General features: G+C 44.7%; 12 protein-coding genes and 1 pseudogene. 6 read left to right on the forward strand and 7 right to left on the reverse strand.

The genetic code is table 11. From position 1 onward, the window contains the following. Positions 1-9 precede the first annotated feature (9 nt). The 5 genes and pseudogenes from G519_RS0109395 to G519_RS0109415 all read left to right on the forward strand — a co-directional run bounded on the left by G519_RS0109395 (position 10) and on the right by G519_RS0109415 (position 6080). The gene (locus G519_RS0109395; RefSeq protein ID WP_029194463.1) at positions 10-1254 is read left to right on the forward strand and encodes an S-layer homology domain-containing protein; all 1245 of its coding nucleotides are present in this window, start codon (positions 10-12) and stop codon (positions 1252-1254) included. Between the two features lie 331 nt (positions 1255-1585). Then, the gene (locus tag G519_RS0109400; protein WP_029194464.1) at positions 1586-2281 is read left to right on the forward strand and encodes a response regulator transcription factor; all 696 of its coding nucleotides are present in this window, start codon (positions 1586-1588) and stop codon (positions 2279-2281) included. Continuing rightward, complete coding sequence (locus G519_RS0109405) at positions 2274-3284, forward strand: sensor histidine kinase (RefSeq protein ID WP_029194465.1); 1011 nt, start codon at positions 2274-2276, stop codon at positions 3282-3284. The genes G519_RS0109400 and G519_RS0109405 overlap by 8 nt, the downstream gene beginning before the upstream one ends. A gap of 99 nt (positions 3285-3383) precedes the next feature. Next, positions 3384-4144, forward strand: a pseudogene (locus G519_RS42395) (ABC transporter ATP-binding protein). Further along, on the forward strand, positions 4134-6080 hold the full coding sequence (locus G519_RS0109415; RefSeq protein ID WP_029194466.1) for an ABC transporter permease: 1947 nt from the start codon (positions 4134-4136) through the stop codon (positions 6078-6080). The pseudogene G519_RS42395 and the gene G519_RS0109415 overlap by 11 nt, the downstream one beginning before the upstream one ends. A gap of 52 nt (positions 6081-6132) precedes the next feature. Here the strand turns inward: G519_RS0109415 and G519_RS0109420 are convergent, their stop codons facing one another. From G519_RS0109420 to G519_RS0109450, 7 genes are all read right to left on the reverse strand, one after another. Further along, positions 6133-7155 carry a DUF3221 domain-containing protein gene (locus G519_RS0109420; protein ID WP_029194467.1) on the reverse strand — a complete coding sequence of 341 codons (1023 nt, stop codon included), beginning with the start codon at positions 7153-7155 and terminating at the stop codon, positions 6133-6135. A gap of 520 nt (positions 7156-7675) precedes the next feature. Further along, complete coding sequence (locus G519_RS0109425; protein WP_029194468.1) at positions 7676-8575, reverse strand: RNA polymerase sigma-70 factor; 900 nt, start codon at positions 8573-8575, stop codon at positions 7676-7678. A 40-nt stretch (positions 8576-8615) separates the two neighbouring features. Then, positions 8616-9893, reverse strand: coding sequence for a phytoene desaturase family protein (locus G519_RS0109430; RefSeq protein WP_029194469.1), 1278 nt, complete (start codon positions 9891-9893; stop codon positions 8616-8618). 251 nt (positions 9894-10144) lie between these two features. Then, positions 10145-11146, reverse strand: a complete 1002-nt coding sequence (gene sbnA, locus G519_RS0109435) for a 2,3-diaminopropionate biosynthesis protein SbnA (RefSeq protein WP_051253282.1) — start codon at positions 11144-11146, stop codon at positions 10145-10147. Positions 11147-11346: 200 nt separating this feature from the next. Beyond that, positions 11347-12135 carry an ABC transporter permease gene (locus G519_RS0109440; protein ID WP_029194471.1) on the reverse strand — a complete coding sequence of 263 codons (789 nt, stop codon included), beginning with the start codon at positions 12133-12135 and terminating at the stop codon, positions 11347-11349. 3 nt (positions 12136-12138) lie between these two features. Next, positions 12139-12933 (reverse strand): ABC transporter permease, encoded by a 795-nt coding sequence (locus G519_RS0109445; protein WP_029194472.1) that lies wholly within the window; start codon positions 12931-12933, stop codon positions 12139-12141. Then, positions 12926-13981: an ABC transporter ATP-binding protein gene (locus tag G519_RS0109450; protein ID WP_029194473.1), complete on the reverse strand. Its 1056-nt coding sequence runs from the start codon at positions 13979-13981 to the stop codon at positions 12926-12928. Before G519_RS0109450 ends, G519_RS0109445 begins: the two co-directional genes overlap by 8 nt. A gap of 198 nt (positions 13982-14179) precedes the next feature. On the opposite strand from G519_RS0109450, the gene G519_RS0109455 reads away from it, so the two are divergent. Continuing rightward, positions 14180-15208 carry an LCP family protein gene (locus tag G519_RS0109455; RefSeq protein WP_029194474.1) on the forward strand — a complete coding sequence of 343 codons (1029 nt, stop codon included), beginning with the start codon at positions 14180-14182 and terminating at the stop codon, positions 15206-15208. Positions 15209-15358: the final 150 nt, after the last annotated feature.

Consider the following 15358-nt stretch of genomic DNA (forward strand, 5'->3'; position numbering starts at 1 on the left):
ATCATCGTAATGATACGAATCAAACGCACAACCTTACTCACTGTGATGGGATTAACGTTAGTCATCCCTCCCCTATCGGCATCTGCAGCATCACCCAGTGATAGCTTGCCTATCACACGCGGACAATTTATCCAACAAATTGCAGATCAACTTCAACTGACACCTACGAATAAACAAACGATTCTCCCCTCGGATGTCAGCTCCGAGTCCCCTTATGCAGACACTGTCCGTGTCATGCGGGAACGTCAAGTCCTGCAGGGATACTCCGACGGAACGTTCAAACTAGATCTAATCATTAGCCCAGAAGAAGCCTCATTTATTCTTGGGCGATTCCTCGGTCTCTCTGATAGCAAAGCAAGCGCGGAGCTGCAAGCTGATTTCGCTGTCGATTTTGGCAAAGATACCGGAGTTTCCAATGAAATAGCCCGAACAGCAATTAAAAAAGCTTTGGCAACTGATTCTTCCATTCCAAAATGGTTAGCGGAAGATCCAACTACCCAAACCCAGCTAAAAACCTTCCGTGCCCATATGGATATGGACATGAACATTTTCTTTAAGCCAAGTGTTGGTTATCCGATGAACAATCTTCCAACAAAAGCAAAATCGGATGTTTCCTTTAACAGAGACCAAGGACTTCATCAAACGATAATAACCACATCGCCTGGCTCTGATATGGTAACCAGAACGGTCAAAATGGAGCAATATACAGTCAGCCAAGGTACCTACATGAGCATGCCGATTCCCAATAACGACGTCGTCGAATGGTACGATGTATCCAAGCAAATGCCATTTACCTTCGACCAGCTTATGGAGCTGCAGAAGAAAAGCTTAGATGTGAACAAATCGCTGGTAACGCCTTATTTCTTCTATAAGGATCTTGGCTCTACCGAGAAGGATGGGAAAAAGCAGCGTAAGATTTCGATTCGCGGCAAGCTCACGAATTCCGCAGATATCATGAAGACGCTTGGTGGACTTGGCGGAAGTCAAGATACATTCAAGGAAGTTCTAAACTCACCAGCCATCACGGGTATGAGTGTTTCTCTATCAGCCATTGTCACCATGGATGAACAAACGAAGCTGCCAATTAATATGGACGGTGACTATATTCTCACTTACGGAGAAGATCCGAATATTCCGATCGATCATATGGATATGACGATGTCCATGACTTACAAAGATGTTAATCAGCCAGTCGATATTGTTTTACCAGAAGAAGCCAAGAAAGCAAAACCTTTCCCAATACCTACACCGTAACATGAAAAAGAGCTGCTACGAGTCCGAGACTTCGTGTGCAGCTCTTTTGTATTCATTTTATGAGAAAACCTCTATCGAGGCCATTCAAAGATGAGCGACCGCGTTTAACGAGGAGAGATTTTGGTCTACGACCAAAGATCCCTATATTAGGTTTTATCGCCAATAAGAAAGCGGTTTTCGGGAACCGAAAACTTATACTTTCTTATGTGGTAACAAAGACCCATAAAATATTCTTTTGGTCTTTGGCCGGAATAAGCTAATTCATTGCAGCAAACCGCTATTTTCCATTACAATGAGGTTTAGAAATTCGACTCAAGTGGAGTGATTCCTATTGTTTAAAATCTTGCTCATTGAAGATGACGCAACTCTGTTCACAGAGATTAAGATCAGACTGGCCAAATGGTCGTATGATGTACACGGCATAGCTGATTTCAGCAAAGTGGTTGAAGAGTTTATTGCCCTAAAGCCTGATTTAGTTATTATAGATATTCAACTGCCCAAATTTGACGGGTTTCATTGGTGCCGGATGATTCGGACCCATTCCAACATTCCGATTGTATTCCTGTCTTCACGCGATCACCCCACTGACATGGTCATGTCTATGCAGCTGGGAGCGGACGATTTTATCCAAAAACCCTTTCATTTCGATGTGCTCATTGCGAAGATCCAAGCTATTCTCAGACGCGTCTATAACTACAACACGGAACCCATCAAGCTCAAAACATGGTGCGGCGCAACTGTTGATTACGAGAAAAATATGATTACTAATCAAGCAGGCTCGATTGAGTTGACGAAGAATGAAATCTATATCCTCAAGCTGCTAATTGAACATAAGAACACGATCGTGAGTCGGGAAGAAATGATTAACAGCTTATGGGATGACCAGCGTTTTGTAAGTGACAATACCTTAACCGTGAATGTCAATCGGCTTCGGAAACGACTGGACGAGATTGGCTTAGGACGTTTTATCGAAACGAAGATCGGTCAGGGTTACATCGCAGCAGAGGAGTCCCCTTTCCATGATTAAGAAGTATGTTATGGAAAGGAAAAGCTGGATCCTACTGTTTCTACTAGGGCAAGGGCTTCTACTTTTTATCGCATATCTCGATTACGAGATTCCCTTCTCCCCTATTCTCTATATTGTTTTTTTATTGACGACCTTGTTTGCTATCTTTCTGATTATCCGCTACAACAAAGAAACGAAGTTCTATAAGAGGTTGGAAGAACGTGAAAACAATCTCGATCTCGCAAGTATCGCCGATGCTGAAAGCCCATTCGAACAAATTGTCGAGACTAGTATGACGGGCTTGACCGAGCGGCTGAGTCAAATCGCCTCACGGCAACAGGTGGCGTTAGAACAAGAGAAAGACGAGCTGCTGTCCTGGATTCACGAAGTGAAGACACCGCTCACGGCCATGCGTCTCATGATTGACCGCTTGGATGATGAAGCCATGAAAGCTGCTTTGACCTATGAATGGCTGCGAATCCATCTGCTGCTTGACCGGCAGCTCCACCAAAAACGTTTGCCGTCTATGGAGAACGACCTGTATATCGAGTACGTAGATCTTGAAGCGCTTATATATATGGAGATCAAGACGTTGAAGTCCTGGTGCATCCAAAAAGGAATAGGCTTTGATGTACAATTCGACGTCACGAAAGTGCTCAGCGATGCCAAATGGTTAGCCTTTATTCTACGGCAGCTCTTGACGAACGCAGTGAAATACAGCGACAGCGACTCTTCGGATATCATAGTAAAGAGCTTCCAGCTGCATGAGCGAATGGTGCTCGAAGTAAAAGATCACGGTCGCGGAATCGATCCTAAGGATCTACCGCGTATCTTTGATAAAGGCTTTACTTCTACGACTTGGCACCAGGACAGCGCCGCAACAGGTATGGGCTTATATTTGGCCAAAAAGGTGGCGCAGACCTTGCTCATCCATATTGCTGTACATTCAGAAGCAGGCGCGGGCACAACCTTTACGCTCACTTTTCCACAACCAAATGAAACCGTCCGGATTACGGGCATGTGACAACATTGTCACATGCCTTTCTTCTTTGTTCGTTCAATCGAAGGAAAAAGGATGCGAAGCTTTTTATAATAAAGCTATCGTAGAAGAGGAGTGAATCATATGAATATTTTGGAAGCTGTCAAAATCCATAAAAGCTATGGCAATAAGCTGAATAAGCAAGAGGTGCTCAAGGGCCTGGACATCAGCATTGAAAAAGGGGAATTCGTTAGCATCCTGGGCCCATCCGGCTCAGGAAAACAACCCTGCTCAATGTTCTTTCTTCGATTGACACGCTCAGTCAAGGCTCCATTAAAATCGAAGGCCAAGAAATTACGGCCATGAAAGAGAAGCAGTTAGCTGAATTCCGTAAGCATCATCTGGGGTTTATCTTTCAAGACTATAACCTGTTGGATACATTGACCGTTAAGGAGAATATCCTTCTGCCGCTTTCCATTACCAAAGCCTCGAAGCAAGAAGCCAATCACAAATTTCAAGCGGTAGCAACAGAGCTTGGCATTTTGGAAATTCAGGATAAGTATCCTGGCGAAATCTCAGGCGGACAGAAACAGCGGACTTCTGCTGCTAGAGCATTTGTCCATGAACCAAGTATTATTTTCGCCGACGAGCCCACCGGTGCCCTCGATTCCAGATCCGCTTCGGATTTACTTAACAAGCTAAATGAATTGAATCAACGACGGAAAGCGACCATCGTCATGGTTACCCATGATTCAGTTGCCGCCAGCTACAGCAGCAGAGTCATTTTTATTAAGGACGGACAAATCTATACCCAATTATATAAAGGTCAAGCATCCAGGCAGGCCTTCTTTCAAGACATCATGAAGACACAGGGTGTTCTAGGCGGGGTGCACAATGAGCATTAACCAGCTGATTACTCAAAACCTGAAGTCCAACATCAAGCATTACTACCTGTATATGTTTGCCTTAATGTTCAGTGTCGCGCTTTATTTCGCATTCGTTACCCTGCAGTATGACCCTGCTTTAGACCAAACCAAAGGCTCCATTAAAGGCGCGGCATCCATTCGTGCAGCTTCCATCCTACTTGTTGCGATTGTCGCTATCTTTAATCTGTATGCTAACAATATTTTCGTGAAAAGGCGCAGTAAAGAAATCGGTTTATTGCAGCTAATCGGTATGACGAAAACCGCGATTTTCCGCATCCTAAGCGTCGAGAACTTTGTCCTATATTTCGGTTCATTAATCGTCGGGACATTTATCGGATTTTCCGTATCTAAGCTCATCTTAATGATTTTATTCCAAATTACAGGCATTAAAGCTGCCGCATCGCTTCACTTTTCAATGCAAGCACTATCCCAGACTCTCGTTGTATTTAGCGCCGTCTACTTGTTGATCATGCTGGTCAACTATATTTTTATTAAAAGACAGAGCATTTTATCGTTGTTTCGCGTCTCTACCTCAACTGAAGTGAAGGTGAAAAGATTGTCTACTTCAGAAGCCATCATGGGGATGGTGGGATTGCTCCTTATTTTGCTTGGCTACTACGTTTCTTCGAAGCTGTTTAGCGGAGATTTCATGACGATGGTTGCCATCTTTTCGGCCATGATCTTCATTCTGGCATCCGTCATCATCGGAACCTATCTGTTCTATAAAGGGTCTGTCCGGTTAATCCTTAACGTCATCCGAAGAAGGAAAAATGGCTATTTACATGTTCGCGAGGTATTATCGCTTTCATCCATCATGTTTCGCATGAAATCGAATGCTTTGCTATTGACGGTTATCACAACCATATCCGCGCTTTCCATCGCCTTGTTATCTTTAAGCTACATATCCTATTACTCTGCAGAAAAAACGGCCCTAAATAGCGTACCCGCACACTTTGCCATTACGAATGTGGAAGATGCCAACAAATTTAAAGCCGCGTTAGATGATAGTCAAATCAAGCACAAGGATACAGCAATCGAGGTCGTTCAGGTCAAGGCCAATCTAAAGGAAATCTTGGCTTCCAATATGGAAGGCCTTATCCTTGATCCGAGTAACATGACGATTCCTGTTATCAGTGACAAGGACGCGCCATTCGCCGATCTCACTGCCGAACAAACGCTATTTACGGGTACCAATGACATGCTGCAAAAATTTATGAGCCTCAAAGATTCCGGACAAATCCAACTTAGCGGGCAGCATATTGTTATTCCGCAAACTTATGTAGGCTCTAGGAAGCAATACATCGTTTCTTGGTACTTTTCGAATGGCGGCCTGCCTGTTGCTATCGTTGATGACTCGGTTTTCAAGCGTTTAAAGCAAGATATCGACCCCGCGATTCAAAAAGAGTCATCTGTCTATCTGGGAATTGATATCGAAAATGAGGCAAAGCTTCTCGAAGCAAATCAGATTTATCATAAGCTGGGCTTTGATCAAAATCGTTCTTATGATTCCCGCCAAAACATGGCAAATGACCAGAAAAACAGGATGGGGCTCATCATGTTCATCGTCGGCTTCTTAGGACTTACCTTCCTGATTACATCCGGCTGCATTCTGTATTTCAAACAAATGGATGAAAGCGAAGATGAAAAGCCGACATATACGATCCTCAGGAAACTTGGTTTTACGCAGGACGATTTGTTAAAAGGCATTCAGTTGAAACAAATCTTTAATTTCGGTATCCCCTTAGTCGTTGGGCTGATTCACAGTTATTTTGCGGTTCAGTCGGGATGTTTTCTTTTCGGTGCAGAGCTATGGACGCCAATGATCATTGTGATGGTGCTGTATACCGTTTTATACTCAATATTCGGCATCCTCTCCGTTCTGCATTATAAAAAGGTGATCCGAAAAGCGCTTTGATTAACAAGTAAAAGCTGCTACGAATCGCGAAGACTTCGTGAGCAGCTTTTTATTATCTTTGTATGCCAGGTAACAAATTCGGAATGCTGGCTCTTCCAAGCGCTACGATATAGTCGTTTAGTTCGGTTGTAACTGAATTTTGCTTATATTTAATGTTATCAAACCTTAGACTGGTACCATACAGAAACTTATTATCCCCAATGGTTAATTCCATTCCGTACAGAGACCCAACAATTGTTCTTTTATCATTGGCTCGGACAAGCTCAATTCTTTTCAATTTTGACGAAATATCCTCAAGTGACTTAGCATCTGTAATAGCCAGCTTTTTACCGTCACCGAATCTGACATCAATTTGTTTAATGCCATTAAAATCTGTCTTCATTAAATTTGAAAGAGCAACTGGTGTCTCATCTTCAGGCTCCACCACTTCAATATCAAGCCCTGAGTACTGCGCAGGATAGCTTTGCAATACGGCTCCTGTCGTCCATACGTGCAGCCAATCTCCTAGTTTTAGATCCTCAAACTTATTGGAACCGTTGCTTTTATTCGTTACGATAACGGCATCTTCATCAAGCTTCACCCAGAACTTCTCTTTTTCCTTGCATTCCTTATCTAAACAGGCCTCAGGATTAACAAGGAGAATCTTTTGCTCTTCCCTATCCAGTTCGGATATATACCCAACCAACTCCTCCTCTTTCGGTATAACCAAAGTTGTAATATAAAGTGAAAAGCGTGACCCTATGGCCTTGTAGATGGCTTCTTTAATCTGACCTTTCTCCTGTAAGCTCAATTCCTCACGATGATTACCTAGCTTAAGAAGTTGAAGATGAAATGCACCATTGGGGAATTCTAGTTCAGACTTAGAAATACTCATTGGCTTAACAGAAAATTGTCTATACACATTTTCTAAATGGAACATTCGATCCTGCAAGTTTTCAGGCAGCGGAGCTGTAGGATTCGGGGATGGGAGCTCATAGACACTTTCCACCTCAGTTGGGGGAACAGCGACGTCACCTTGATTCCCGATACTAGACAAACCAAATGCAAATACAAGCAATAAGAGTATGGACTTCATTGGTCTACTGCACCTCAAATCTTTAGATTCTTTATAAGTTAGACGCAATGAATTTCCAATTGTTGCATAAAAATCCTTTTTACTCAAAATCCATGAGAGAAAGGCTTGGCGCTTAGCGAGACCCGGCAGTAGTTGCAGTGAATCCCAGAAGCCAACTCTAGAGGTATGAGAGCACACTTTCTTCACTTAATGTATTTAGTACAGTTAATTATCTCCGAAACGACCTTCGGAGCGATTTAGCTGCATTTTGTGCAGGTAATCTTACCTGAAAGACTCAAAACCCTCATTTCAGGCACAATTAGATGTAGGAAATGCAGCAACTGCGTTCAAAAATGATGATTCCGCGAAATTTGATGTATTTTTTGCAGCTAATGTATTTCCCCTGGAACTGATTTGCGCTAGACAAGGTTGGCACAGCCAACTTAGGAGCAACAAATCCGTTGGGGAGTGCACAAAAACCTTCCTCCGCATAATCCCTAAGAGAGAGATCATGCGAAAGAAGGTTTGAGCAGGAGCTAATTTATAGATGCCTCAATTTGTCTGGATTAACAACGAGATAGACAGCAGCAATCTGACCATCAACAACATGGAAGGAAGTCACATTATACGGTTGGCCATCATCGTAAGCCACAATGCCCAATTCTCCATTCACGGTCGCCAATGAATAACTGAAGCCAGGCGGTACTTTGGCGAGAACCCCGGACATGAACATGGCGACACGTTCTGCCCCCATTATAGGCCTAACAGCGGCTTTCACCTTACCTCCACCGTCAGAGTAAAGAACGGCATCCGCTTTGACAATGCTCAATAACTGACCGATATTGCCAGCTACTAAAGCCTGCACGAATTGTTCCACGACGGCTGAGGTTTGTTCCACTATAGGCTGTTTGTCCTGTGCCTTAGGATCAGCTTCGCGATCTGGAAAGCTGCTAATGGCACTCTTGGCCCTGCGGAAAATTTGCCGGCAATTCGTGCTGCTTTTCCCAACAATCTCGGCAATTTCGTCGTACTCGTATTGGAGTACCTCCCTCAATAAGAATACCGCCCTCTCTACCCACGACAGCTGCTGCAGCAGCAACAGGTACGCGGTCGAAAGAGACTCTTTTTGCGAATAATAGAGATCAGGTTCTGTCTGGTTGTCAGCACTCATGATAAGTGGCTCCGGCAGCCACGGACCTACGTAGACCTCGCGCTTTTTGCTGGCGGAACGCAGCTTATCGATACACCGATTGGTCACAATTTTGCATAGATATGCTTTAGGATTGTTGACATGTGCCGGATTCGTCTCATTCACATATAGAAATGCCTCCTGCACGACATCCTCAGCATCCATGACACTCCCAAGCATCCGATAGGCTAGTGAGAACAAAAGCGGTTTGTACGATGTGTACACCTGCTCTGAAAATCCGGCTAACTCCATACTGTACATCTCCCAACTCTAACTAGTGGATATGGCAATTTTACGCGAATTGGCTTTCTTTTAAAATAGCCTCTGCCGCTCGTTTAGCGCTTGCCGCTGATGCGTCTGCGAGCATTTCACCATGACTGACCCAATCCCCGGCCACATAGAGACCACGAATCCCCTGAACAGCCGGACCTGTAAACCTATCTGACTTACCTATATGCATATAGTCGTGGACAACCGTAATATTAGGTAGGAACTGTCTTGCGACAACCTCTTGTTCCCAGCCTGGATGAAGTGCATTCATGGTAGCGGTTAGCACTTGCTCGTCTGCCTTTGGATCACTTTCCCCAGGCCCATTATACTTCACCATATGCACAACCAATGTACCATTATCGCTTAGTTTGGCATGGACGGTATGATGGGAGAAAAAAATGGGTTGATCCAGCGCAATAGCAACATCACGTCCATGGACGGGCAGCTTCTTCAACCCTAAATCAAGGCATGCCGCTTTCGATGGACGGGCCTCATCCTTCCACTGTTTCAGTACCGTGTGAACGGCATCACGAACGAGCTTGTAGGTCTCCGAAGCGGAAGCGGTGCTGATCACGTTTGAGACTTCTAAATATTCCTCATCGGCAAATTTAAGCTTTTGAACCTTGCCATCCTCATATACGATCTCTTTCACATCTTTGCCGCTAACGACATGCACTCCCGCTTGAACCGCTTTCTCATGCAGCTGATCTACGATCTTTTGCCAGCCGCCATGGAGGTATAGGACTCCCTTAAGTGAACGCTGAACTTGTGCAAGTACGGGACCCGCCAGCTGATAATCTGGATCGTGCGTGTATGTGGCGGTTCTGCACAGCGCATAGAAAATATGACGCACCATAGGATCAGGAATCTCACCTTCCGCCCAATCCCTCAAGGTTGCATGTCTTAATGTAGTTGTATCGATTTTGTTTAATTTCATCGCCAGTCCTAAGAGGGACATTTTGCCAGACCATGATAGAAGCTTAGATGATAACATGCTGATCGGACTCGCTGGCATTGGAAGGATTTGATTATTCCAGATGGCGTTCACTTTGGATGAAGGCGTTCCTCCCTCTATGCGAACTCCAAGCTCTTGTAAAATCGAAAATGCCTTCCCAGCGCGATATAACGCATGCCCGCCTAAGTTAAAGAAAACACCATTTTTCTTATTCGTAATGGCTCTGCCGCCCAAGCGCCCCGATTTCTCCAAAATCACCACTTTATTTCCACCCTTAGCTAATTCGTTGGCCGCAATTAATCCAGCTAAACCTCCGCCAATAATCGCTGTGTCGTATTTGTTCATGCTCATCACCCTCCGTTTTTCGCTTTTCATATATAAGGCGAAATAGGGCGGTGTTTTGTGACAGATACGGTTTCATAATTAAAATTCACTTGTGGATATCTCCATCTGTGGATATGTTGACACTATGCATGAAAGTTATACACAACGGGGCTTTTTACCCTGTGGAATTGTGGACAATTATGTGGATATCTTTGGAGTTATGCCTGACTCCTAAACCCATCGTCCAATCGATACCCATATCTCGGATATGGTCATCGTGTAAATAAATCATGCTCCAGTCTCCCATGCCAGGTACTCGGATTAGAGCCTATCTCTTTCTGCACCCATTCGTCGTTATACACGGTGTTCAAGTAACGCTCGCCTCGATCTGGTAAAATGGCGGCACAAACCGCTCCCTCAGGGATGCTCCCGCTCATTTTGCGTATCGCGGAAACAACGCCTCCCGACGAGGCCCCCGCCAAAATCGCTTCACTGCGCACCAAAGCGCGGCAGCCTTCCACGCAGTCCAAGTCTGACACGTACATGACAAGGTCCGCTACTTCATGCTTATACAGACTCGGTACTATTCCGGCGCCGAGTCCTGGGAACCTTCTCGAACCTTTTTCCCCGCCAAAAATGACACTGCCTTCCGCATCCACAGCAACAATTTGTGTGGGCCACCCGCGGCTTCGGATGTATTCCATACACCCTCGTATCGTCCCGCAAGAGCTTACACCGCAAAATAAATAGTCAATCGGTCCCAATTGGTCCCCGATTTCTGACATGGTCGTCTCCATATGTGCCTTGGCATTGTCTGGACTCCCATACTGATTGGTCCAATAAGCATTCGGTATTTGTCCAACCAGCTCACCTACTCTGCGAATCCGCGCCGGCAAGAATTCACCAGTCTCCGCATCCGGTTCCGTAACAAGATCGATTTCTCCATGGAAGCTGCGGATAATCTGCTTATGCTGCTCGGTTGTGCGGGGATCCACCACACAGATGAATCGCAGTCCCAGATAACAGCATAGCTGTGCAAGACTAATCGCCAAATTACCTGAACTCGATTCGATAATGACGCTGTCGCTGGTAACTTCACCGCGTCGTATCGCTTCTCGCAGCATAAAGAGTGCTGGCCTATCCTTCGCGCTGCCGCCCGGATTCATCCACTCCATCTTCCCGTAAACCTCGAATGGCTGATTTTTGAACAAACGCCCAAGTCGTATGAGCGGCGTGCCACCGATCGCTTCAATAATACCTCCTTCAAGCTGCATAGGCATTCCCTCCTTCACGTATAAAAGATTTTTTTAAAACAACCGATAATCCAGGCACTACTAACTACATATCCTATGCGTTTTGTCCTGCCTTATTTCTTTATTCATAACTTAGATGTCACAAAACTTGGCCTGGTATTTACAATACAAAAAAGCCCAGTTCCTGCTTTTTAGCAAGAACTGGACTTTTCCATTTACTTTTAAGATCCCGCGCCGCGGTACCGTTTCACACCAATATTCCAAATTGTAATACCAAAAATGCTGAAAGCAATACCAACAACCGGTGTTAGCAAAGCGAACCACTTCCAGTTCACTGGATCGATGAAATAAGCGGCCGGATAGAAGCCGACGAACGCAAAAGGCAAAATCCACGTCAAGATCGTTCGGAGCAGTTTATTGTAAATCGTAGCCGGATATCGTCCATAGTTCTGGATGTTCCAAATCAGCGGCAGAATACCTGTCGGCGCATCAGAGTAAAAGGCCAGCGACGTCAGCGAGATGTATACACCTGCATAAATGAGAATCGATCCAATCACCAGTACAATAAAGACCAGCGGATCATGCCAATGGAACGGGATTCCGAGCTTAACCCAGGAATAGATCATGACAATCAGACCTGCTAATGCGCTAAATAGTGAAGATGGACTCAGGTTTTCGAGCATCAATTGCCATAGATTATAGGCGGGACGCGTCAGGATGCGGTCCATCTCCCCTTTGACAATATAACGTTCACTGAATCCCCATAAGTTAAAAAAAGTGATGAATATGCCATATGGAATCATAAAATAACCGTAAATGAACAAAATTTGTTCTTGATTCCAGCCGCCAAGCGATTGTGTTTGCAAAAATACGACGAGAATGAAGAATAGATTCAAACCATTGAACATCAAGTCGGAAAGAACGTCAATCCAGAAATCGGATCGGTAGGTGAGGCGTGTTTTCATGTAATTTTTCAAATATTCTACAACTAGGGAGACATAAAAACTCATGTGTTAACCCCCCTGTACGAATAGACGCGTTTTGGATTTAACCCACAGGACATAGATCGGGATAATTAAGACCAGGAACCACAGCACTTGGACGCCAAGGTTTTGGAATATCGCAGTGCCTGTAATTTTTCCTGTGAACACAGCGCTCGGTAGGTAAGTAATCGCTTGAAAAGGCAGCCACTCCAAGACCGATTTGGACCATCCCGGGAAAAAGGAGATCGGAATAATTAAACCGGAGAACAGGTCGACCGCAACGCGCTTCATGCGCATCAGACCTTCGTTATTTTCCAAGAAAAAAGCGAATAATCCTGTAATGATATTAAGCTGCGTGTTAATCAGAAAGCTGAGAAACAACATCACGAAGTAGATAACCCACAGGCTTGGATCGGTTGGGAACTGAATGGGCAAGAGTAGCCATATGAAGATCATTCCCGGTGTCGTGAAGAGAATCAGACGGAATACGCCCTCTCCCAATCCTTGCATCATTTTCACAAAAACGTAGTTATAAGGACGAATGAATTGGATCGCTACACTGCCGTCACGAATTTCGCTGGCAATCTCACGATCTAAGTTATTGAAGTAAAAAGCGCGCCCCATCCAAGAAATGGCCACATAAGTCGTCATCTGACCTAGCGTCAGGCCGCCGATTATAGCTTGCTCACCATAAATTGCTTTATATACAAAATAATAAGAACCAATATTGAGTGCATAGATCAAAATGCCGCTGTAATAATTAACACGGTAAGCGAGCATCATGAGAAATCGCATGCGGATTACTTCTAAATAAGCACTAAGCATGAGATGCGACTCCCTCTGGCTGCGGCACTTCATCTTGACGCTTCACATCGGCTGAGCCGGCTTTATAAATTTCACGGACGATATCATCCGTATTCGTTTCATTGATTTTGATATCTTGGATTTGCAAAACGCCGACTACGCGGCTAAGTACCTCAGAAACATTGGCGCGTTCATGCGGTATGAACACTTTGGCGGACAGCTCATTTTCAAGCTGCCAAGCAACATCTAGGCCCCGCGTAAGCTCTTGAAGACGAGCCAATGTGGTAGGATGCTCAAATTGCAGCACGACTTCTTTGCCTTTGCCCCATTTCACCTTCAGCTCTTCGAGTCCGCCATCATAAATAATACGGCCATCATCGAGCATGATAACACGAGAACACAATGCTTCAATATCCTGCAGGTCATGCGTTGTAAGCAAAATCGTCGTTTCGTAACGCTGATTAAGCGATTTGAGAAATTCGCGGATTTCTGTTTTCACTACGATATCAAGACCAATGGTCGGTTCATCGAGGAACAGAATCGCTGGATTATGAATGAGGGAAGCGGCTAACTCACAGCGCATCCGCTGACCTAGACTTAGCTTACGAACGGGACGTGATAACAAATCGGATAATTGCAGACGATCCACGAGCTCGTCGAGACGCTTTTTGTAATCAGCTTCCGACACGCGATACACCTTTTTCAAGAGTTGAAAGGATTCGACAACACCAATATCCCACCAGAGTTGGCTGCGCTGACCGAAAACGACACCGATTCCGGCTACGAATTTCTCACGCTCTTTAAATGGTACGAAACCATTGACTTTGATATATCCTGATGTAGGTACTAGAATACCCGTCAGCATTTTAATGGTAGTAGACTTGCCGGCTCCATTTTCACCGATATATCCACAAATTTCGCCCTTAGGAATTTGAAAGCTGATGTCTTTCACAGCTGTAATTTGCTTATATTCTCTTTGAAACAAATCTTGAAATGCGCCCTTTAAACCCCCGCGGCTCTGCTGAACTTGAAATTCCTTGCGCAGATCTTGAACATCAATCGCTAACATGAACTTACCTCCTGTCTGTGTAGACTCGGCTACATATAATGGCAAAGATCGCCTTAACTTGCTATCGAAGTTTCATAACATCTATAATATGGATCATAAAGATGAATTGTACAACACACTCATGATACATGAATTCTGTAAGAAAAAAAAGTACAGATTACCTCTATCTACGAAAGGAGCACTGAACCTTTGCGAATCATAAAACGAACCTTGCTCCTGATCGGCTTGCTGCTTATGGTGGTAGCTGGTTATTATTCCTATTCTTTCTATAATTTCGCGAACAATATCTCCCATAAGTCGGACAAACCACAAGGCAGTGGCGGTACCATGATTGCCCAGAGCATTAAAGATAAAGGAGATAAATTTATCCCACCCAAATGGGAAGGCAAACAGCGAGTCAACATTTTACTTCTAGGCGGAGATTCGCGTGGGATGACGAAGAATGAGCTGCCCCGCTCAGACAGTATCATGCTGGCATCGATTGATCCCGTGACTAAGAAGGCCCACCTTTTCTCTATCCTTCGAGATACATATGTGAAGATCCCAGGTGAAGGCGAAGATCGTATTAACACAGCCATCACCTTAGGCGGTCCGAATTTAGCGATGAAAACGGTCAGCGATTTGCTCGGCATCCCTATTCAGTATTATGTTTATACCGACTTTAAAGGGTTCATTGCACTTATTGATGCCGTTGGCGGGATTGATATTGACGTCGAGAAAGATATGAAATATTCGGACTCGGAAGATGATCATGTGTATGATATTAATTTGAAAAAAGGGCTTCAGCATCTCGATGGCAAAACGGCTTTGCAATATGTACGCTTTCGACATGATGCTTTGTCCGACTTCTCGCGTACGGAACGTCAACGGAAGTTCCTAACAGCGGTCGCACAAAAAATGCAAGCAACCTCTTCCTTAATTAAGCTGCCAAGAATTCTAAATTCCATCGATCCTTATATCGATACGAACCTCAGCGTGACGGATATGCTGAAGCTCGGTACTCTTGGTTATGAGGCAAAAGCTGACGGAATCGTCAGCTCCCAATTACCGCCATCCGATCTGCTAATCGAGAAAAACGTCCGCGGCGCCGCTGTCATTACGGCGAATAAAGAGAAGCTGCAGCTTTATGTGAAGGACCTTTTTGCAGGGAAGGCAGAGGCTGACTCTGGTCCTACGAAGCCATCGCCTTCGCCTACACCGAAGTCTTCGGTGAAGACGACGAAGTAGTAAGAGATTTGGGATGCTGAGGCTGATGATGCTCCGGAATGGCGGGAACCGCTGGATTAAGGATGAGAAACATCGTTATGGTGACTGGACGAAATCTAAGCTAGTTGGTTAGAATGTACGAAGATAATAAATCAATTGTGATTCTATGCC

Source organism: Paenibacillus alginolyticus DSM 5050 = NBRC 15375, from assembly GCF_000422905.1.
Classification (GTDB): Bacteria; Bacillota; Bacilli; order Paenibacillales; family NBRC-103111; genus Paenibacillus_E; species Paenibacillus_E alginolyticus.

What these genes read in the sequence shown, in the direction of transcription:
- G519_RS0109395 (WP_029194463.1), top strand. Translation starts at nt 10, where the DNA reads ATGATACGAATCAAACGCACAACCTTACTCACTGTGATGGGATTAACG.
- G519_RS0109405 (WP_029194465.1), top strand. Translation starts at nt 2,274, where the DNA reads ATGATTAAGAAGTATGTTATGGAAAGGAAAAGCTGGATCCTACTGTTT.
- G519_RS0109415 (WP_029194466.1), top strand. Translation starts at nt 4,134, where the DNA reads ATGAGCATTAACCAGCTGATTACTCAAAACCTGAAGTCCAACATCAAG.
- G519_RS0109420 (WP_029194467.1), bottom strand. Translation starts at nt 7,155, where the DNA reads ATGAAGTCCATACTCTTATTGCTTGTATTTGCATTTGGTTTGTCTAGT.
- G519_RS0109425 (WP_029194468.1), bottom strand. Translation starts at nt 8,575, where the DNA reads ATGGAGTTAGCCGGATTTTCAGAGCAGGTGTACACATCGTACAAACCG.
- G519_RS0109430 (WP_029194469.1), bottom strand. Translation starts at nt 9,893, where the DNA reads ATGAACAAATACGACACAGCGATTATTGGCGGAGGTTTAGCTGGATTA.
- sbnA (WP_051253282.1), bottom strand. Translation starts at nt 11,146, where the DNA reads ATGCAGCTTGAAGGAGGTATTATTGAAGCGATCGGTGGCACGCCGCTC.
- G519_RS0109440 (WP_029194471.1), bottom strand. Translation starts at nt 12,135, where the DNA reads ATGAGTTTTTATGTCTCCCTAGTTGTAGAATATTTGAAAAATTACATG.
- G519_RS0109445 (WP_029194472.1), bottom strand. Translation starts at nt 12,933, where the DNA reads ATGCTTAGTGCTTATTTAGAAGTAATCCGCATGCGATTTCTCATGATG.
- G519_RS0109450 (WP_029194473.1), bottom strand. Translation starts at nt 13,981, where the DNA reads ATGTTAGCGATTGATGTTCAAGATCTGCGCAAGGAATTTCAAGTTCAG.